This window comes from Butyrivibrio sp. X503, assembly GCF_003625475.1.
In the GTDB taxonomy this organism is placed as follows: domain Bacteria; phylum Bacillota; class Clostridia; order Lachnospirales; family Lachnospiraceae; genus Butyrivibrio.
Window position 1 is genome coordinate 284,105 of sequence record NZ_RAIQ01000004.1, and the last position, 19,402, is coordinate 303,506.

24 protein-coding genes are annotated in these 19,402 nt (G+C 42.7%); 1 reads left to right on the plus strand and 23 read right to left on the minus strand.

All coding sequences use genetic code 11. The features are described from left to right. Position 1: 1 nt before the first annotated feature. From D6853_RS09155 to D6853_RS09255, 23 genes are all read right to left on the minus strand, one after another. Positions 2-226 (minus strand): helix-turn-helix domain-containing protein, encoded by a 225-nt coding sequence (locus D6853_RS09155; protein ID WP_120657703.1) that lies wholly within the window; start codon positions 224-226, stop codon positions 2-4. Between the two features lie 353 nt (positions 227-579). Beyond that, on the minus strand, positions 580-1,911 hold the full coding sequence (locus D6853_RS09160; protein WP_120657704.1) for a hypothetical protein: 1,332 nt from the start codon (positions 1,909-1,911) through the stop codon (positions 580-582). 312 nt (positions 1,912-2,223) lie between these two features. Further along, positions 2,224-2,673, minus strand: a complete 450-nt coding sequence (locus D6853_RS09165) for a hypothetical protein (protein WP_120657705.1) — start codon at positions 2,671-2,673, stop codon at positions 2,224-2,226. Then, positions 2,663-2,956 (minus strand): SpoVG family protein, encoded by a 294-nt coding sequence (locus D6853_RS09170; RefSeq protein ID WP_120657706.1) that lies wholly within the window; start codon positions 2,954-2,956, stop codon positions 2,663-2,665. Before D6853_RS09170 ends, D6853_RS09165 begins: the two co-directional genes overlap by 11 nt. Positions 2,957-3,057: 101 nt before the next feature. After that, complete coding sequence (locus D6853_RS09175) at positions 3,058-4,254, minus strand: relaxase/mobilization nuclease domain-containing protein (RefSeq protein WP_120657707.1); 1,197 nt, start codon at positions 4,252-4,254, stop codon at positions 3,058-3,060. 65 nt (positions 4,255-4,319) lie between these two features. Further along, positions 4,320-4,604, minus strand: coding sequence for a hypothetical protein (locus D6853_RS09180; protein ID WP_120657708.1), 285 nt, complete (start codon positions 4,602-4,604; stop codon positions 4,320-4,322). A 104-nt stretch (positions 4,605-4,708) separates the two neighbouring features. Further along, positions 4,709-4,984 (minus strand): plasmid mobilization protein, encoded by a 276-nt coding sequence (locus tag D6853_RS09185; protein WP_199713016.1) that lies wholly within the window; start codon positions 4,982-4,984, stop codon positions 4,709-4,711. Positions 4,985-4,997: 13 nt separating this feature from the next. Further along, positions 4,998-5,300 carry a DUF4316 domain-containing protein gene (locus D6853_RS09190; RefSeq protein ID WP_120657710.1) on the minus strand — a complete coding sequence of 101 codons (303 nt, stop codon included), beginning with the start codon at positions 5,298-5,300 and terminating at the stop codon, positions 4,998-5,000. Between the two features lie 9 nt (positions 5,301-5,309). After that, positions 5,310-5,447: a hypothetical protein gene (locus D6853_RS15285; protein ID WP_158588708.1), complete on the minus strand. Its 138-nt coding sequence runs from the start codon at positions 5,445-5,447 to the stop codon at positions 5,310-5,312. Next, positions 5,447-6,070, minus strand: coding sequence for a CD1107 family mobile element protein (locus D6853_RS09195; protein ID WP_120657711.1), 624 nt, complete (start codon positions 6,068-6,070; stop codon positions 5,447-5,449). Before D6853_RS09195 ends, D6853_RS15285 begins: the two co-directional genes overlap by 1 nt. After that, positions 6,060-6,359 (minus strand): DUF4315 family protein, encoded by a 300-nt coding sequence (locus D6853_RS09200; RefSeq protein ID WP_120657712.1) that lies wholly within the window; start codon positions 6,357-6,359, stop codon positions 6,060-6,062. Before D6853_RS09200 ends, D6853_RS09195 begins: the two co-directional genes overlap by 11 nt. A gap of 12 nt (positions 6,360-6,371) precedes the next feature. Next, complete coding sequence (locus D6853_RS09205) at positions 6,372-7,682, minus strand: C40 family peptidase (RefSeq protein ID WP_120657713.1); 1,311 nt, start codon at positions 7,680-7,682, stop codon at positions 6,372-6,374. Between the two features lie 2 nt (positions 7,683-7,684). After that, a complete protein-coding gene (locus tag D6853_RS09210; protein ID WP_243108323.1) occupies positions 7,685-10,207 on the minus strand; it encodes a VirB4-like conjugal transfer ATPase, CD1110 family in 2,523 nt (840 codons plus the stop codon). A 12-nt stretch (positions 10,208-10,219) separates the two neighbouring features. Next, positions 10,220-11,086: a VirB6/TrbL-like conjugal transfer protein, CD1112 family gene (locus tag D6853_RS09215; protein WP_120657714.1), complete on the minus strand. Its 867-nt coding sequence runs from the start codon at positions 11,084-11,086 to the stop codon at positions 10,220-10,222. Between the two features lie 134 nt (positions 11,087-11,220). Beyond that, complete coding sequence (locus D6853_RS09220) at positions 11,221-11,433, minus strand: Maff2 family mobile element protein (protein ID WP_120657715.1); 213 nt, start codon at positions 11,431-11,433, stop codon at positions 11,221-11,223. A 263-nt stretch (positions 11,434-11,696) separates the two neighbouring features. Beyond that, positions 11,697-12,290: a phosphoribosylglycinamide formyltransferase gene (purN, locus tag D6853_RS09225; protein WP_120657716.1), complete on the minus strand. Its 594-nt coding sequence runs from the start codon at positions 12,288-12,290 to the stop codon at positions 11,697-11,699. Positions 12,291-12,378: 88 nt separating this feature from the next. After that, positions 12,379-14,124, minus strand: coding sequence for a VirD4-like conjugal transfer protein, CD1115 family (locus D6853_RS09230; RefSeq protein WP_120657717.1), 1,746 nt, complete (start codon positions 14,122-14,124; stop codon positions 12,379-12,381). Further along, the gene (locus D6853_RS09235) at positions 14,121-14,600 is read right to left on the minus strand and encodes a PcfB family protein (RefSeq protein WP_120657718.1); all 480 of its coding nucleotides are present in this window, start codon (positions 14,598-14,600) and stop codon (positions 14,121-14,123) included. The genes D6853_RS09230 and D6853_RS09235 overlap by 4 nt, the downstream gene beginning before the upstream one ends. Positions 14,601-14,612: 12 nt before the next feature. Next, complete coding sequence (locus D6853_RS09240) at positions 14,613-15,542, minus strand: ParB/RepB/Spo0J family partition protein (RefSeq protein ID WP_120657719.1); 930 nt, start codon at positions 15,540-15,542, stop codon at positions 14,613-14,615. Then, positions 15,499-16,323, minus strand: coding sequence for a ParA family protein (locus tag D6853_RS09245; RefSeq protein ID WP_120657720.1), 825 nt, complete (start codon positions 16,321-16,323; stop codon positions 15,499-15,501). Before D6853_RS09245 ends, D6853_RS09240 begins: the two co-directional genes overlap by 44 nt. Before the next feature lie 10 nt (positions 16,324-16,333). Continuing rightward, a complete protein-coding gene (locus tag D6853_RS09250) occupies positions 16,334-17,254 on the minus strand; it encodes a DUF6017 domain-containing protein (protein ID WP_120657721.1) in 921 nt (306 codons plus the stop codon). Continuing rightward, positions 17,244-17,378 (minus strand): hypothetical protein, encoded by a 135-nt coding sequence (locus D6853_RS15545; RefSeq protein WP_256372400.1) that lies wholly within the window; start codon positions 17,376-17,378, stop codon positions 17,244-17,246. Before D6853_RS15545 ends, D6853_RS09250 begins: the two co-directional genes overlap by 11 nt. Beyond that, positions 17,378-18,412: a DUF5688 family protein gene (locus D6853_RS09255; protein WP_199713017.1), complete on the minus strand. Its 1,035-nt coding sequence runs from the start codon at positions 18,410-18,412 to the stop codon at positions 17,378-17,380. The genes D6853_RS15545 and D6853_RS09255 overlap by 1 nt, the downstream gene beginning before the upstream one ends. Positions 18,413-18,961: 549 nt before the next feature. On the opposite strand from D6853_RS09255, the gene D6853_RS09260 reads away from it, so the two are divergent. After that, positions 18,962-19,396 (plus strand): MarR family winged helix-turn-helix transcriptional regulator, encoded by a 435-nt coding sequence (locus tag D6853_RS09260; RefSeq protein WP_120657722.1) that lies wholly within the window; start codon positions 18,962-18,964, stop codon positions 19,394-19,396. The last annotated feature ends 6 nt before the right edge of the window (positions 19,397-19,402 follow it).

Below are 19,402 nucleotides of genomic sequence, written 5' to 3' on the forward strand. Positions count from 1 at the left end.
ATTACATGTCCTCCTGATTATTGTTTTCTATGTTAAACGACACCACGTCCCCGATATCACATACAAGATATTCACAAATTCGTTCTAAAACAGTCAAAGAAACAGGTTCTCCTTTTCCCATCTTTGCAAACGTAGACGAGCTGATATTTAAGGTTTCAATCAGGTCTTTTCTTTGCAAATTCTTATCAATTAGTTTTTTCCATAACCCATTGTATGAAATGCTCATTGCAATACCTCTCAAATAGTTTTGTGTCACGATGGCTCCATGATGTAATCATACCATACAACGAAGCTATAATCACTCAAAAACTTTAGGTTCTCGAAGTCAACATTTTGCCTGTTGCATTTTGAATGTCACATTTCGCATTGCAATATTCTCTATTTCTTGGGGCTGATTTTATCTGATTCTATTATGCACACATGACATGTCCCTTAAAAAGGACACTGCCTTTCCCAGCCCGGATCTCTCAAAGTATCACTTAAACTACCACTATCGCTCAAAGATTTACCCTCTTTACAAAAGTATGCACAACTTCCAAAAAAATGAGCAACCCCACCATAGTGAGATTGCTCATTTTTTTAATCTATAATGCCTTGTTGTCTTAATATCTCTTCAACTTGTTCAATTTTCTTCGTCTTGTATGATATCTCCATAAGCTTAATATTATGATTTTCAGCATATTGCCTTTTCAGGGAATCATTCTTGACCTGAATCTTGAATTGTTCTTCACCTCCAAACTCCTCCACTGGTCTAAAATGTTGTTCTCCCTGGCACTCAATTAAGCATTTTATGGAACCATCTCTGTTAAAGATTGCAAAGTCAAATCTAAGCTGATTAACACCGCCACAACCATATAAATCATCAAATGAATATTCAACAGCATATGGTACATCGTTTTCAAATAATATTTTTGTGACAATCCATTGAAATGATGAAATAGGATGGCAATCACAATAGACGTCACTCCAATAACCATTATATGCATTGTAGCCATATTCAGTTGGCGGATATATACCAAATTTATTACACGTAACTAATTGTTCTTTTCCACAGAGTAAGCACCTACATTTATATCGCTTATATACGGTAATATTGTACCAATATTTTTTGTGCCTTTGAGTGAACCCATAATGCGGTTCACTTTCAAAATGATCATCTACACATTCTTCAACATATAAAGACTCATATTGTTTTCCACAAAAATCCACATCATAATTTTTGGCATTAACTCTTGGTATTTGAGCAATTGTTTCAGCAAGTACTTGCTCTTTTTCTATAATCTGCTTCGTTTTGTAATCGTTATATAGGTCACAATATGTATCAGATGGAAGACTATAATCCTTAGATTCAAGTGATCCTCCAGTTTGAAGCCATCTGTTAAAATCCTCCTCAATTATTGACCCCTTTTCCCATAAAACTACATTTTCGATACCTTCATATTTTGCAAGTTTACGATAAGTAGCATTTTGAGCTCTAATACTATAGTTTCCTTTATTATTTGCATATGAAACCGGATAGATGCAAAATTTCGGCTTTTTCCCAAGCGTTTTTTCATTGTAATAATGCACTTTCCCGCATCTGCATTGGCATTTATAGTGCAGGCTAGTTTTCGATTCAATCCTGCTGATTTCTGACTGTCTCATTTTTATTTTGAAACATAATTCATACATCGAAGAATGAAATGAGTGTATCTCACTCTCCATGCGTTTTTGTTTTATACATTCCTTCCATTTTTCATATAAATCTGGATTATCATCTATCAGCTTTTTCTTTTGTAGAATAAATGGCTCTAACTCCTGTTTTTTATCATTTAATTCTTCAAGAAGTGATAAATACTTTTCTGTCTTTTTATATTCTTCTCCATCATCCAATACAGTAAGACAACCGTATTTTTTACCTATCTCAATCATTTAGGTCCTCCAAATCCAAAATAATAAAAAGCCCCTAATCAATGTCGTTGCGTTTTGATTAGAGGCGTCTTGTCTTAGATTGTTCTGTCTTTGCTTGTTTTGTCTTTGTTTGTTTTGTCTTTGTTTGCTTTGTCTTTGTTTGCTTTGTCTTTGTTTGCTTTGTCTTTGTTTGCTTTGTCTTTGTTTGCTTTTGTTTGAACAATAATTATGATACGTCACTAATGCAAATCTCGCAAGTTCATAATATGTTATTATCTTCCCAAAATAAAAAAACTGGCCAGCCCCATTTCTGAGACCAGCCAGTAATCAAAGCTAATAACAATGCCCAAACTCGCGCTTGAAGTAATTATAGGAATCAATAAAGTGCCTATCCCCATGTAGCAGATCCATAAACGAATGATAATCCACCAGATTACAAGTTCCGACTTCCATGAGTTTGTCAGCGAGACCATTTCTTAGTTCATTAAGAAACGCATCCTGCTCGGCGGGGTTATCCGTGTAAGCATAGATGCGTTCCTGGTAGTCTCCATGGCAGAACTCTTTCATCTTGAGGTCGATGTCGCCACTTTTGTAGAGGCAAATGTCGAACATTTCCTTAAAGCCGGAGAACTTGATATAACGGTTATAGCTTTTCATGGTAATTGTGAGTCTCTGACCGGAAGATACTCTGCCGATCTGTCTGATGTAGGCTTCCATGAGAATCGTGAAAGCTTCTGCTACCATCTCACTCTTCATGCGAGGTTTTACTTTCTTACCATTCAAACTCTACCACCTCCCCAGACTCATAGCTTTCCTTGATCTTCGCATAAAGCTCTTCGCGAAACTCCTTGGTTATTGGAAAAGCAATATCCTTGAAGATCGGATTTCCTTCTTCATCGACAGTTTTGGTTTTGAAGCTGGGCATTGAGACGAAGGTGCCACCTTTTCTGCTTTCAACGATCGAGACGTTTCTTACAGCGAAGCTGTCTCCAAATGTTACTGTGCACAGTCCTCTTACATTGTTGGAGCTGGCTTCTATCTTATTTGCTTTAACGCTTACTTTCATTTCTTTAATCCTCCTGAATAAAATCGTTTTTCTCTTCCTGCTGGCGCTGATGGTCGTTGTGGCGAGCAGTGCGTTTGTCCGACAAACGCTTTATGCGGCTCTTACAACACATTCTCGGAATGTGAGTTTCGGGTGCGTTTATCACGACCCTCTTTTTCATTTTTGTCAGCATCCATCTGGTATAGCATTTCTAGATTTTTCTTCGCAATCATATACTCATGCATGTCTTTGTTAAGCTGGACATATTCCAGGAACTCTTTTTTCTTCTCTTCAAGGATGTGACCATATTCATCACGGAGCTTTTGCATGTTGAGCTTCTGACCTTTTGGTACTGACTTATAGACTTCCTCTGCTGCCTTATAGAGAAGAAGCTCAGACTCGTGCTCAGCGTAAAACTTCTTACTGTAGCCGCTCTCCTTGTAGGATTCAAATACACTTCTGTTCTTGGAATAATCGATTATGGCCTGCTGTCGCTTTTTGTTTTCAGACAGAAGTGCTTCCTTCTCCTTCATGGAGTCCTTAAGTTCCTGTAGTCTTCCACTTCTTTCATCTGTAATTTTCCGAAGTTCCTCGTAGGATGAAATCTTATGATCCTGAAGGAAAAGAACAGTCTTTGCCATCTGTTTTGCATTAAAGCGCCGAGCCCAGGTTACATAACCTTTGCCCTTTCCTTCATGGAGCTTTGCTTCAATATCTTTAAGAAACTCCAGTCTCTTATCTGTAAAATGCCCTTTCCTTGAATACCTCCCCTGACTTTTCCGTTCTTTGTAGGGAGCTGGCTTTATAACAGACAAGCCATTTTCAAGACAGAGGATATCTGAAATCCTACGAAGGGCAATTCCTGAAAAGTAAAAATCTCTGAATTTCTTAGTCCCATCGATGGAGATAGCATTGAAGATTATGTGATTATGGATATGGGCTTTATCTGTATGAGTGCAGACCGTGAATGCGTATTTTCCTTTGGTGAACCTCATGGCAAGCTCGTATCCAATCTCATTTGCTTTATCCGGCGTTATCTCTCCCGGCTTAAAGGACTGCCTGATCTGGTATGCGATTATCTCTTTTTTCCTGATATCCCTGACACTGTTGTGGTACTGCTGGTGAGATAACAAGAACTCTTCATCAGCGGTTTCGATATCGCAGCCATAGGTGGAAATATACTTTTTCTCCTCTGTCTTAAGATCATTTTCTGTATAATCCATTCGCTCCTTTAAGCTCGAAGAAAGGCTCCTGCCCCGGACGATATGAAGAGCCATAAGCCTTGTAGCTGCCATGAAATTCTCCTTTCTTTTGGACATAGAAAAAGGACAGCTCTTCCGTTTTGGAAAAACTGCCCTTTGGACATTTACCAATTATTTAGTTTTTATACTCTTTTGAGAACTCCATGAGCTGACTCTAGGAGAAGCTGGATATTGGCTGCTGCGAACAGACATATAAACATCGCTATAAGGATTGCCCCAAAGAAGATCGCACATGGGATCATCTTAAATACGATTGAAAGAACACAGCAGATACCACACAGCCACACAGCAAAACCAGCGACATAGCATCCAACGAATATAGATGCCTTCGTAACAAGTGTCAGTACGTCGACCACTAGCAGTAATGGTAACACTATTATCTTTAAAAGAAATCTCATAATCCACATGTCAAACCTCCTTCATCCATCTTTTGCCTTAAGTCTATTTCCTGAATTTTCAAAATGCAAGGATGCCTCTTTTTGTTGATGGAAAGTTGATGGCTCTTTGATGGTTATCTGATGGCAGCAAACTTTTTTAGGATTGTTCTCATGCCTTCCCAGATATCTTCAAACCTGTGCTGCAGGTCCTTGATATCAGCTTCATGGATAACGCCAAGACCGTTTGCTTTCTTTGCATACTGATTAAGGTTGTTGGAACACATGCGGATGAGATATACCATCTCTTTAATATCCGAAGTATCAACTCTTACGCAGTAGCCATCAAGCAGCATCTTACGCATGTACTTACTCATGTTTGTGATACCGGCTTCTTCCATCTTGGCTTTCATCCGGGCCAGCTCATCATCTGACAATCTCACCGAGATCTTGTTTGTGCGGTTTTGCAACTTTCACCACCTCAGCTTTTTTCTCTATGAGTTTTTCATACTCCTTGGCTTTCTTAATGGTAGTCTCAGATGGAGCATCCTCTGGCATATTGTTGATTATACCGTCGAAGTTATTGTCGTTACCTTCTATGGCATCCTCCACCGCCTTAAGATGGTTCTTTTTGGAAAAGATCGTATGCTCCTCTAAAATGTTTTCTTCTACCTTTGAAAGCTCTTCTTCCTTGGCTAATCTCTTTTCAGCAATATCGAGTCCATCCATAAGCGCCTCCTACATCTGCTTGTATTCATCAAGCTTCTTAAGAACAGATGGCTTTTTCACCTGCTCTTTTACCATGGTATCCATTTTCTTACTGAAAGCCTGAAAGCGGCGAACTGCCGCCTCCTTATCAAATATCATCTGCTCCATTACTCTTCCTCCTTCTCATCTTCTTCAGGGATATCAATATAATCATCAGCATAGGCGCTGTCAGGATCTTCGCCGCTTTTCTTTTTCTTGAAGCTCTCAGAATTACTGTAGAAATAGAATCCTGCTACGCCTGCAAGACCAAGAACTATGATCAGTCCAAGGATAGGATTGGGCCCTGACTTTTTGACAGGCTCTTCCGGTTCGGGCTCTACAGGGGTAGGCTCTACAACGGGTTCTACAGGAGTTTCAACCTTACTTCCAAGGGAAGCTTCCAGTGCCTCTTTATCCTCATCGCTAAGAACATCCAGAAGGTCTCTTTCATCTACCTGATTGAGGAAATGGACGTTATTAACTCCCGTATTGTTATCGCGGTCTACAATGATATAAAAGATATTTCCGTTCCTGGTAGTTACTGTCAAAAACTCCTTGCTGTGATTGTCGCTGCTTACTATGTCATCAACAAGGGTCATGTTTCCTTCAGGTGTAAGGGGAGTGGGATCTTCTTCCTCTTCATCAATTACTGTGGTATCTACGTTGTCAGGGACGTTGGCACTTACTGTAAGGGGCATAGCGCAGGTCATAAGTGCAACAGATATGGCAAGGAGCCTTAGTTTATTCTTCATCTTCTGTAACCTCCTCTAAATCGTTTATATGAGATGCAGGGACTGTGTCTGCACCCTCTTTTATTATTTCCTCTACCGGCATATCTCCCGGTATGTGACTTTTTGAATAGGCAATGAGTCTTGATAGCTGTTCCGGAGACAGGTCTGCTGCTTTTACCATCTCATGGATGGTTGTCTTTTCTTCTTCAGAAACCTTCTTTTCAAGAGCCTTGACCTTGGCATCCCATTCAGCTCTTTTACCTCTTGCCTTTTCAAGCTCTTGTTTGTACTTTTCTAACCTTTCAAGCATGTTTCTCTCCTTTTACGGCAATCTACCAAAACAATAAAAATGTTCTTTCCAGTAACGTGTGTTTATGGACGTGTACTGTATGGGATTCCCGCAGTGAAGCATCATTCCGTTACCTACGTAGATGCCAACGTGACTTGCTCCGTTGGTAGCGTAGGTTCCCTGGAAGAATATAAGGTCTCCTGGCCGTGCCTCTCCAGGTGAAACCACAGTGCACATATTTTTAAGACCGTTGGCTGTCGTCCTGCCAACATTCCAGCCGCTGTGGTTCAGAACCCAGCAGACAAATCCGCTACAGTCAAAGCCGCTTGAAGGGCTTGAACCTCCCCATACATAGGCTCGTCCCAGATACTTCTCACCTTCTGCTATCATGGCTGCAAATCTCTCATTGGACATTGCATCTGTGGCAGGGTGATAATCGTCAGGATCTTCATAATCTGCGTAGACATCATCAAAGAGATAGGACTTATTGCCCTGAGTAGCAAGAAGGACTTCATACCTTGCCATGTCATCCTCGCTAAGACCTTTGGATTCTATGACTGCTCCAAGGCTCTTATTAACAAGGGTTACTGTGAGGATCTTGACCTGATAGTATTCTGTCGTTTCATACTCGATTTCTTCTTCCGTAACTGACCCATCGCCGTTTGTAACGCGTACTGTTTCTGTTTTGGTGACAGTTCTAGATCTTGTCTCTATGCGGCTACTGTAGGAAAGGTCGTACTGCTCGTTGAATAGGTCTTTTACCACGTTCTTCATCTGCTTGCGCTTATAGTCCTCGTACTTGACTGTGAGGTAGGATGCAAGCTCATAAGGGTTATGGCCGATCTCATCAAGGTTGTACTCGTACTCATCAAACTCTGGGAAGTCTTCTTCCGTTCTTTCTATGGTCTTTTGCAGCTCTTTTTCCAACTTCACATAATCAGCATCTACTCCGGTTATATCCTCGTCGTAGGCTGTATATGTGGCTGAAAGAGTTGTATCTCCCATACTGGATATCATCACTTCAAAGCCACTTATAAGAAAGTGCATCAGGTAGAAGCACAGGAGCGCAACCACAATTAAAATAAGCACCACAGGGTGCTCTTTGATCAGATCTACTATGCGTCTTATTGTCTCCTTAGCAGCATCCCTGGCGCCTTCTGCTGCTTCTTTCATCTTGTCGGAGAAGCTCTTTACATAAGGATTGTCGGTATCCTTCTTGTAATAACCTTTCCTTATCTGCTGGCGCTGATAATGCTTTTGCATCTCGCGGCTTGTTTCTCCAGCTGCTTTTGCGCCTTCTTCAAGGGCCTGTCCGCCAATGTTTTCATCCTGGTTAAAGCTCACGGTTATACTCCTTTCTGCCAGGCAGCAACCTCCTTTGGCTTAGTGGTCATGATCTTGTAAAGTTCAAGGTCTTCAGGGAACTGATCCTTAAATGGCAAAATAAGGCTTCCGAATACAAGAAGTCCTTCGCCCTGCTCAGCTTTTTCAACATAGGAAAGCTGATACTTACTGATGCCTAGCTTTTTGGCAAGGATTGCTCTGTCTCCCGGTGCCTGATTGAGCATGTAGATAAATTCGCAGTTCTCGAAGATGTTCTCGACCTCTGATGACTCCAAAAGGTCTTTTACGTTCTGAGTTATGGCTGTGGGTATGCCGCCCCACTTACGGAAACGCTTATAAATCTCTGCGCTGTAGCTGGCTGTCTGCTTATCACGAAGGAGCAGGTGGAACTCGTCCATGTAGTAGCGGGTAGCCTTACCAACGCTTCTGTTTGCGGTAACGCGGCCCCAGACCTGATCCTGAACTATGAGCATACCTAGCTTTTTGAGCTGCTTACCAAGATCCTTGATGTCATAGCAGACGATTCTGTTATTGATATCTACGTTGGTATGGTTGTTGAAAACATTTAGGGAACCAAATACATAGATTTCAAGGGCTGTTGCCACTTCTGTAGCTTCTTTTTCTTCCTGATCCATAAGTGCGTTGTAGAGGTCAGCAAGGATTGGCATGTTCTCCGGTATAGGTTCCTTGAAGTACTTCTCGTAGATCTTATGGATGCAGCGGTCGATAACGGTCTTCTCCACAGGACCCAGACCTCCCTTGCCATCCATGATGAGCTCAAAGAGGGATAAGATAAACTCAGCCTTCAGGGATACCGGATCGTCGCCATCTGAATAGTTCTCGTTGATATCCATAGGATTGATGTACTGCTTAGATTTCTGGCTGATATGAATAACCTGACCGTTAAACTTCTTAACAAGTGCCGAGTACTCCTGCTCAGGGTCGCAGATCATGATGTCATCATCTGTGGAGAGGATTACGTTACTCATTTCTCTTTTTGCAGAAAAAGACTTACCAAAGCCGGGCTTACCAAGGATCATGCCGTTAGGGTTAGAGAGGCTCTTTCTGTCTGCCATGATGATATTCTGAGATAAGGCGTTAAGGCCGTAGTAAAGAGCTTCGTCGCCTGTCTGCATGAGTTCCTGTGTGGTAAAGGGAATGAAGATACCTACAGAGCTTGTGGTAAGGCTTCTGTCTACGTTGATCCAGTCCTTGGCAAATGGGAGGCAGGTCATTAGAGCCTGTTCCTGGCGATAGTCCAGCTTGTAGGTGTCGCAGTTAAACTGCTGGGCCATGCTTGATGATTGCAGGTAGTTGTTCTTAAGCTCTATCTGGGAGCCTGCAGTGTTCATGATAAGGAATGTCATCTTGAACATTCGCTCGTTCTGATCCTGCAAGTCCTGAAGGAATGAGTTTGCGTCTTTTCCATAGGTCACAAGGTCTCCCGGAATCAGATCCATGTCATAGCCGGAACGAACAGCCTTCTTCTGCTCATCAATCTTGGTAGAATCGATGCTGGTTATAGTTCTTTTTACCCTCTTGATAGCATCGTTCTGGTTGATGGACTGCAGGTGGATACTGATGACCTGAGATGAATCTGAGTTTAGAAGCTCCATGAGGAACCTGTCTTCCATGGTTGGTGCATCATAGGAAAAGGCTGAAATTGTCGCGTACCTTGTCTTGGTGCGGATGGTGTTCTTGGTTGGGTATTTCAGCGGGTCGTTTGTCTCGCCGCCGAGGCGCTGTATCTCCCTGATAAGGTCGATACGTTCTTTTCCATTAAGGGGCTTTGCTTTTACATCAAGCTTTTTGAAGTTATTTAGGATGTCGCTTTCTATGGCTCTTAGTCTTGGCTTGGCATCCTTGATGGATTTGGCGTTTATGCCAAAGGTAATGTACTTGGATTTTTCAAGGCCGTTGTTGCCTTTTTCAAGCTGCCTGTTTAGCATCTCTGAATACTCAGCCCTGACATCATCAAAGCCGTCGTCTCTTTCCTTGATACGAATTGTCTCGTAGAACTTAGCTTCATCCTTGGTTACGTTCACAAAGGTAAGCTCGAATGAAACTGAGCTGTCGAAGAAGTTAAGGAACTTCCTCCAATTGTCAAAAATAGCCTGCTGATCCTCATCGGTAGCAAGCTTGTAATTGATATCTGAAAAGCTCATGGTCTTCGAATAGAAGTTTTCATCTGCTCTGCAGATACCGTTCTTAAACATCTGCCATGAATACTTATCCTCATCGGGGTTTCTTTTTCTCTTTTTCCAATCAATGGCGTGTTGAATTATGCGCTCTATGCTCTCCCCATTTTTCTCATACATGGCCATGAAAAACATTGGCATCATGACAGCCATCATGATAAATGTGGCGCAGCTTACGTTTTCAGATACGCTTTTGACAAGAAAAAAGGTGGGGAGTCCAATCATTCCGGCAAGCGAAAAACATAGGAGCTGCCTTTTGGTGAGATTAAATGCCACCTTCTCTTTTACCCTGGATAAATCTCTTGGCACATTTACTCTTATTGCCATAATCATCCTTCCTTATTGTGCTGAAAAAATTCTCTTGGATAAGGTGCCTGTCTTGAACAGGGCAAACACTAGCAGAATGTTGTAACCCATGATTCCCCACAAAGAGCCTACGACATCATCTGAGATTGTGACGTTCTGGATCAGCACGGCATAGATACCTACGCATATGAGAATAAGGAATCCCTGAAAGCCAAGTGCTACAAGGCTCTTTACGTAGTTCTGTCCCACCATGCTCTGCTCCTTGTTGCCAAAGGTTGAAAATGGGAGCGGTGCAAGGCTGATCATGAGATAGATCTCAATCATTCGGCCATAGATAACGAGGAATACCATCATGGACATAATCTTGATTCCGATGTTTATGAGGAAGATCTCTCCAAACATTGAAAGAAGTCCTCCGATGTCCATTGCTTCCAAGGTCTCGCGTAGGGTCTCAAGTTGTGATCCGTTAACCGCGGTGGAACTTTGGATAATGCCTCCGCTGTTGGTGATTACATTCCCTGCAACGTCAAATATCGCCATTGTGATATCAAAGCAGTTTGTGATGAGCATTACTGCTATACAGGTCTTGAATATCCATTTGAAGAATATCCAGGTCTCAAAGTTTGCCAGATTGTTGTGGGCGATGACCAGCTGTATCAGCTCGTAGCAGGCAATGAACGTCAGGGCCATTCCTGCTATTGGCATGATCGCGTTATTGGACACCTGCTTCATCAGGTCGAATACGCCCGGCGTAAAACTCGCCGGGCTCGTAGCTACATCGCTTGCTACCTGTCCAACCTGATCGTTGATACTGTCAAACATGCCTTCAAGCAGCACCATCAGCGCATCAACAATCCATCCCTTAATCCAAGAGGTCATCTGCTCGAAAATTCTTTCCATGTGATGATCTCCTTAACTTGGTTGTAGTTTGCGGGCGGTTCTGAGCTGGCAACTTGTTCTTGCCAGCTCGGGGAGGTCAGACTGTGCAAATGTTCTTGCACGGTCTGGGCTCCTACTGCCCGTAAACGCGGTTCTTAGAATAATCCTGCGAGAAGAGGAATGAGCTGTGTGCCGAGGAGACATACACCGCCACCAGCCATGAGCTGCTTCATTCCCTGTGACTTTGCACCCGGATTGTCGTTTCCGTACCCCTCAAGGAGGTTAACAACGCCCCATGCTCCAAGACCTGCACCAAGTGCGACTACGAGTGTTTCAAGTACCTGAATTGAACTCTGGAAAAATTCCATACTGTTACCTTTTCGGTTCCTCGCAAGCCTCCTTCTCACCTTCATTATTAAATCCTTGATCCGACTAAATACCTTCATTCGTCATACCTTCATCCGGAAGCGCGAGCCTCCGAATTTCCCTTTCTTTTAAAATGTGATTGATAGTTTCGTGCCCCATCACTGCGCACATGATTTTGGGCATAGAAATAGACCAGTACTGTCTGGGCGTCCCCAGGGTACTGGTCTATGTAAGGTACTTATTCAATTCTACAAACGGGAATTTATTATCCTAACGGAATCTTTCCACAAACAATATCGGATATGACTTCTACAAGGAATTCATGTTCTCTTTCTAATACTCTATCTGCTAAAATTTCAGGAGTATCATTTTCATAAACATTGACTTTTGTTTGAGCAACAATTTCACCACTATCATACTCCGCATTCACTCTATGTATCGTAACACCCGTTTCTTTTTCCTTCGCTGCGATGACTGCAGTATGAACATTCATTCCATACATTCCTTTACCGCCAAATTTAGGAAGAAGTGCAGGATGGATATTGAATACTCTATTATTATATTTTTCAAGTATTGAGATATGTAACATTCGCATATACCCGGCCAGAAAAATCATATCAATAGAATACTGATTCAAAACATTTAATATTTCTTTAGCAAGAGCTTCTTCACTTCCATATTTTTTTACACTCATATGATAATTTGGTATACCTTCACCATTTGAACGCACCAATGCCATTGAGTCTCGGTTATTACTAATAACAACTTTAACAGTAGCATTTATTCTTCCATCTCTGCATCCATCTATGATTGCCTGCAGATCACTTCCTCCATGGGATGCAAATACTGCTATATTCATCTCTCATTACCTCCACAAATCCCGATTTGTATATTTCTTCTCACTGCATTCCATTATACATGAAGTGCAGCGAGAAGAAATGCATTTTCTACACTTTTATCACATCAAAAACCTCTCCAGGTCTGACTTTCAACGTCTGATGCACAAACTTCTCAATATCCAGCTTGTTCCTGTCATCATACTCCCCTGTCTCCTTATACAGCGGATGCTGAGTTACATCGTATTTGTCCGACAAAAATGGTCGCACGCCACGAAGCTGCAGGATGCACTTGTCGCCATCCATGACAGCAAGCTCATCTATTGTCATGAGATCCTTGCCGCTCTTTTGGTAGTTCATGGAGTAAGAAGGATTGTTGCCGCGGCTTTCGCCTGTGGAATACATGTCGATAGTCTCTTTTCCCAAAGCCTGAGACAGGTCTTTTAACGTGGTCGGTTCTGTGCCGCCAAGGAAGATCTGTGAATCCATATTGCCGATTATGGTATCGGCGTTGTCCTTATAGATTGCCTTAAGCTGAGACTTTGCCTGAAGGAAAAGGCAGGCACTGATCTCACGGCTTCGGATTGTTGCTACAAGCTTCTCCAGATTGGGAATCTGGCCGATGTTGGCTGTCTCATCGATAAGGCAGCGCACATGAACCGGAAGCCTTCCTTTATAGACGTTGTAAGCTTTATCACACAGTAGATTGAAAAGCTGGCTGTAGACCATGGATATCAGGAAGTTGAAGGTCGGATCTGTATCACTCATTACGAGGAAAAGAGCTGTCTTCCTATCTCCCAGGGTATCGAGCTCAAGTTCATCATACATGGTAATCTCCCGCACCTGATCAAGATCAAATGGAGCAAGACGGGCACCACAGCTGACAAGTATGGACTTAGCTGTTTTTCCGGCTGCCAGCTTGTACTTCTTGTACTGTCTTACCGCAAAGTGCTTAGGATTCTTTTTCTCAAGCTCATGAAACATCATGTCTACCGGATTCTCGTAGTCCTCGTCATCTTCTCTGACTTCCGATGCGTTCAGGAACTCAAGGAGGGTGTTGAAGTTCTGCTCTTCTTCAGGAGCTTCGTAGTGGATATATCCAATGAGTGCGCAGTACAAAAGAGTCTCTGCTTTTTGCCAGAACTCATCTCCTGCCTTGCCATCGCCTTTGGTGTTTGCAATAAGGGTATTCACAAGCTTTAGGATGTCATTATCGCAGCGGATGTAGGCAAATGGATTGTAGTGCATGCTCTTACCAAAGTTGATGGTGTTAAAGATTTTCACCTTATATCCATGATGAAGCAGGGTCTTACCGGTATTAATGACCACATCTCCCTTAGGATCAGTTACTACATAGCTTGAATGCATCTGCAAAAGGTTTGGAATTAAAAAGAACCTGGTCTTACCTGAACCAGATCCTCCTGTTACGAGTACATTCTTATTTCTTGCATACTTTGGACTTTTAGGGCGGCTGTTCATCATGAGCCGCTCTGTCTGTGTAAGGATGATATTATCCTTAAAATTCGGAGCCATAAAGGGCTCTATATCCTGCGCATTTCCCCACCTGGCAGTTCCATACTCTGCACCGTGGCGGTATTTCTTGGCATTTTTCCCTTTGATAAAAACTACTATCTTGAGGGCTACTCCGCAAATAATACCTATGAGAAGATCAAAGGGAACAAGGCTTGGCATGGGATTAGAGAATGCAATAGGTATGGTCTTTGCCAGTGCCGTTACCTCATTTATTGCATCCACTGTCTGGGACAGCCTCCAAGCCTCTCCTAAGTTTGTCGCAAGTATTCCTACCAGCAGATATGGGATATTCAGCAGGATGAAGCGTTTTTGTTTCTTAGTCATCGCGTCATCTCCTGTGCTCTGTTTCTGTTCTTCATTGGCTGATTCTTGGCAATATCAATGAAGTGCTTCAGCTTGGCTATTACGCTCGGCCTTGTTTTGATCTTCATCATTTTCTTGCTGTATTCATTGACTACTGCCTCCATAGCATCTGTATCTCTTGCTTTGAAAAAGGCTGTGTAGACGGCTGGCTTTTCACTCTTGTCCTTCATGATGGCGAAATCAACGCCGTACTTCTTGGCTATCTTTTCAAAATCTCTGATACCTGCATCTCCAACAACCATGCTGCTAACACCCTGATTCTGCTTAACAAGCTCATCTATAGACTGCTTGCCCTGGATGTGCTCGTCAATGGATGCAAGGTTTCTATTAGCACGGTGTCTTAGATATGCTCTGATTGCAGATACTATAGCTCTGGCTGTGAGCCTTGTTCCTGAAATGGCAAGTCTCACGGTTTTCTCTTCTATCTCTTCCTGCATGTGATCACCTCCTTACAGGCTCATCTCCCTGTTACGTTTCTTCTGCCATTGATCAAGAAGCTTAATGATGGTATCCTCCATCTGCTTTGGCGTATATGACTTAGGGAAATATTTCTTAAGGGTGTCGTGTTTTAATGTTACACGGTCTACATCTGTTTTCTTCTCTTCAGAAAGAATGATGTTCATTCCTTCCTGTGAGATCTCATTATTCTGAGCAAGCTTCTTGATGCGCTGTGCCTGTTCAAGTGATGGAACTGCCTGAGCATAGTCCATGGCTGATAACAGTTCTTTTTGCTGCTTATCATCGAGAAACGAAAGTGTTACTCCGGTATTTAAGCCGATGACCTTTTCATCTACCATGTCGAGGAGTTCTGGGATGAGGTTTGTTAGGCGGATGTAGCGCTGAACAGATCTTGCACTTTCACCGACTTGTTCACCAAGTTCAGCATCACTTCGTAAATGTGTGCCAACTTGGCACGCATTTTCTTTTGACGGTCTCCCTGCCTGCCTCTTCATCGCATCCAGCTTCATCTTATAAGCAAAGGCTCTCTCACTTGGAAGGATTTCCTCTCTCTGAAGATTACTATCAACCATGAGTATTGTGGCTGCATCATCATCCAGCTCTCTTACGATGCAAGGCAGTGTCTCAAGCCCGGCTATTTCACATGCATGATGCCTTCTATGTCCTGACAGGATCTCGTAGCCTCCTTTTCCATCAGGTCTGCAAATAGCTGGCGTCAGTACGCCAAACTCCCTGATGGACTCAACTGTCTTTTCCATCTCCTCATCATCTCTGACCTTGAAAGGATGATACTTGAAGGGATGAAGCTGTGATAAGGGAATCTCTACTACCTGATCAGCAGTAACTTCCGGCGATACTTTGCCATCACCAAAGATATCATCGTAGCTGCTCAGCTGAATGTTTGAGCGCTCTTTCTTCATTCTTTAGCACCTCCTTTGTCAGATTCTTGTAGGCTTCTGCTACCTTGCCCTTTGGATCATGGGCAAAGATGCTCTTGCCTTCTGCACTTATCTCAGCCGCCCTCACTGAATGAGGAATCTCAGTGCTATAGACCTTGAGCTTGCTTCCATAGGTATCACGGATAAGGTTACTGATATCCCTGGCATAATTGGTCCTGTTATCCACCATGGTCAGCAAAATGCCATCGATTTTTAACTTAGGATTGATCTGCCTGCGTACTTTATTCACAGTCTGAAGAAGCTGCTCCAAGCCTTTGGCTGATAGATACTGAGCCTGCACCGGAATCACCAGCTTATCTGCCGCTGCCAGTGCATTAACAGTCAGCATTCCAAGGGAAGGCATGCAGTCGATCAGGACGTAATCATAATTGTTCTTCACAGAGTCGATGTACTCTTTTAACACCTTTTCCCTGCTCATGACATTTACAAGGGACACTTCCATGCCTGACAGTGCTATATTTGCAGGCATGAGGTCAACGCCTTCAGGATGATGAAGAATTCCTTCCCCTTGCTCTATGGGCTGCTCCTGCAACACCTTTGCCATGATATCTGCTATTGTGACCGGAAGATCATCTGTTCTTGGATGTCCCAAGCTGATAGTAAGCGAACCCTGCGGGTCCATATCCACAAGCAGTACCTTTTTTCCTTCAAGCGCAAATCCAATTCCAAGATTCTCGGTACTCTGCGTCTTCCCTGTTCCGCCCTTTTGATTTACAAGGGCTATTACTGTTGGTTTACTCATCGTTTCCTCCTTATATCAAGCCATGCGCCATGTCGTGATTAACCATAGACTTGTAATGTGCATCCATGGTAAGCGGTGCGTTATACAAAACTGCTATCAGGTACTGACGCATATTTGTGATCTCGGTGGTGTTCTTACTAAGCCGCTCCAAGACATACTCGATATGCAAACTATTTAGTTTTAAAAACTGGCTTTTAACCAGATTTATTGGTTTCTGCTCTCTGCCAACAAGTATCTTTTCCCTGGAAGAGACGACAACGTCAAGGATGATAGCCGCTATCTCATCAAGGAAGTCTGCCTCGTGTGGATACCGCTCTTTTAAGATATCCAGAGAGATGTTTTCTTCAATCAACCTTCGATACTGCTCTGTTTCATCCATCTCTTCGCTTCTGTTCTGTTCGGTACAGGAACCGCTGCCAGAATAGATACGCAGTGGCCTTGAAGCGAAGGGAACAGAATCAGTATCACTAAAATCAGTATTATTATGCTCAGTATTATTTGACTGTGCTTTGGACAATTCTTGAATTTCCCTTTGGACAACTCCTGAATTGTCTTTTTGACAATTCTTGAATTTTCCTTCCGGTTCAGTTGCAAAGTTCTTTACATAGATAAGATTGGGCCTGCTAAGTCCCTGACGTTTCTTTTCAATAAGACCGCATTCTTCAAGCTCTTTCATAATGGCTACAGCTTTTTTGCTACCGCAGTTAAGGCTCGTCTGAACCTCATCAATGGTGTAGACGATAAAGACTCTCCTCTTTTCATCAAGCCAACCGTTTTCAGCAGACAGGCACATGCGGTCCAGGAGAAGTCCGTACAAAAGCTTCGATTCCGCAGATAGCCGTTTAAAGCGTTCCTCTGTGAAAAGAGCTTTAGGAACCCTCATAAATGAAAAAAGATCGGATTCCCGACCGTAAAAATAATCAAACGTCATGCCGCTTCCTCTTTTCTTTCATCTCTTCTATGATCTTACGGGTGCACCAGCCAATGCATGGCTGATGCTTTCCGTAAGGGCAACCATCGCAAGCAGAGGGCTTCTTACTTGCTTTTCTTTTCATTACAAGACTTCCCCTCCTCTGGCACGTGGACGAGGGATAGAATCATGAGAAATGGTCTCACGCTTTTTTCCATCAAGCTTATCAATGACTGATTCACGCTGCTTTGATGCCATGCGCTCCTCGTATTTTTCTGCAAGCTCAAATACCTTGTCCTTGGAATCGTAGTGGTAAACGCTGTCCGTAAGGAGATCTTCAGGCGCTACCTGGGTCTCATTTACCTCTTTTACCATGCCTTCAAGATTGCTGCGGTCAATGGTTCCGTCATCTCTTACAAGGAGAACCTCATGAATCGATGAAGGCAAAATGTAGAAGTCGCCGCCGACCCTCTCAGCAGCCTGATCCATGAAATCCTGATATGCGATTACGCTGGCTCCCTGGATCTTGTCAGGTACTGAGGCAACGAACAAAGGATCACTTGGCATAACGGGGATCATGTCCTTAGCTTCAGGTCCCATCATCTCCATAAGGGTCTCTGACATAGTCTTGATGACTGCTGGTCTCATGACAGGAGCATACTTAAGAGCATCCTCATGAAGCTGCTCTGCTGTGATGCCGTAGTTATCAAGGAGCTGGTTAGTGATGAGGATTGAACCTCTGCCATCATCTCCGGTATCAACCACAAAGCGGTACACAACAGCCATATCCTCGATCTCTTTGTGTGGAACCTTATCAAGAAGCTCTGCGTTACGCGCTGCAGATACAACCTCCATGGAAAGAGTCTCTTTCATGTGGTCGTAGTCCTGAAGGGCTTCAAGATTGAAATCAGGGTGATTCTCAAGAGCTGATTCTGCTCTTGAAGCTGCGCTGTCAATCAGATCCTCGTAGCTGTGCCCTTCTTCATGAGCCTTATAAAGCTCTCCGATATTAAGATTCACACCAAGAATCCCATCCTCAGGCTTAATGGTAAGAGCATCATAGTTCTCATTCATCTTCTCTACCGAGTGCGTCTGCACATCATAGGATTTTCCGGTTCTACTCTCAAGCTCTCTTTTTACGTCTTCTGTAACCTTGTCTTTAAATTCTTCGTAGTTCATCGCCTACCTCCTTCTGAAAGTGAATTGTTGCCGCCAAAAAGGCATAGAAAAAGAGCAGGTACCTCTTTTGAGATAACTGCTCTATGTAATGATCACTATTAAATTAAATCAAAAAACCTGGTGAAACTACCCACCCTAGGTTTACCATACTTTATTGGCGTAGGAACGCATCTTTGTACCAATTTTGTTCCATCTCTGTACCAGTATTATCCATTTCACGTGAATTTATGTGAAACTATGTAAAATTGGACTTTGGGGAATATTAGGAAATAAAACGCTTTGTGAGGAAACGTGAAAATACGTGAAATAGGCAGGTTTCCACGATTCCTAGTTTCATTTTCTATTTATCTCCTTCTAAAAAGCCTTTGTTTAAGCTGTTTTGGCATTAATATAAAAACCTAATGTATATTATCACATTTCAGTAAAATAGACTAGTGGTCCAAGCTAATCCGGGACCGTCCCATGTGAGTCTCGTGATTTTGTTGCGAAAATAAATTGTTGACTTTCGCAACCATTCTTCATATCATAATCTTACAAAGGAGGAGGCGCATGGATAAGATAAGATTATTTCGCGAATATACCAGAGAGCTTGAACGCAATCTTGAAAACATGAATCAATCGGATTGCAGCCAGTGTAACGTCAACACTTTGCAATGCTTTCTTGTGGTAGAGATTGGCCGGCAACCCGGCATAAACATCAAAGACTTAGCCAAAAATCTCAAGCTAGATAAAAGCGGTATCAGCCGTGCCATCGAAGAGCTTGTGCAAAAGGGCTTTGTTCTACGCGAACCTTCAAAAAAAGATCGTCGCTGCGTCATTTTAACACTCACCAAAAACGGCGAATCCAGATTCAATAAGATTGAAAACGACATGTATGAGAAGTTCAAAAAAGTATTCTCATGCATAGAAAAAGATAAGCAGGATATGGTTCTGGAAGCTTTGCAGCTTTATAATGCCGCTTGCTTAAAAGCAGAAAATAAATAATTTTTA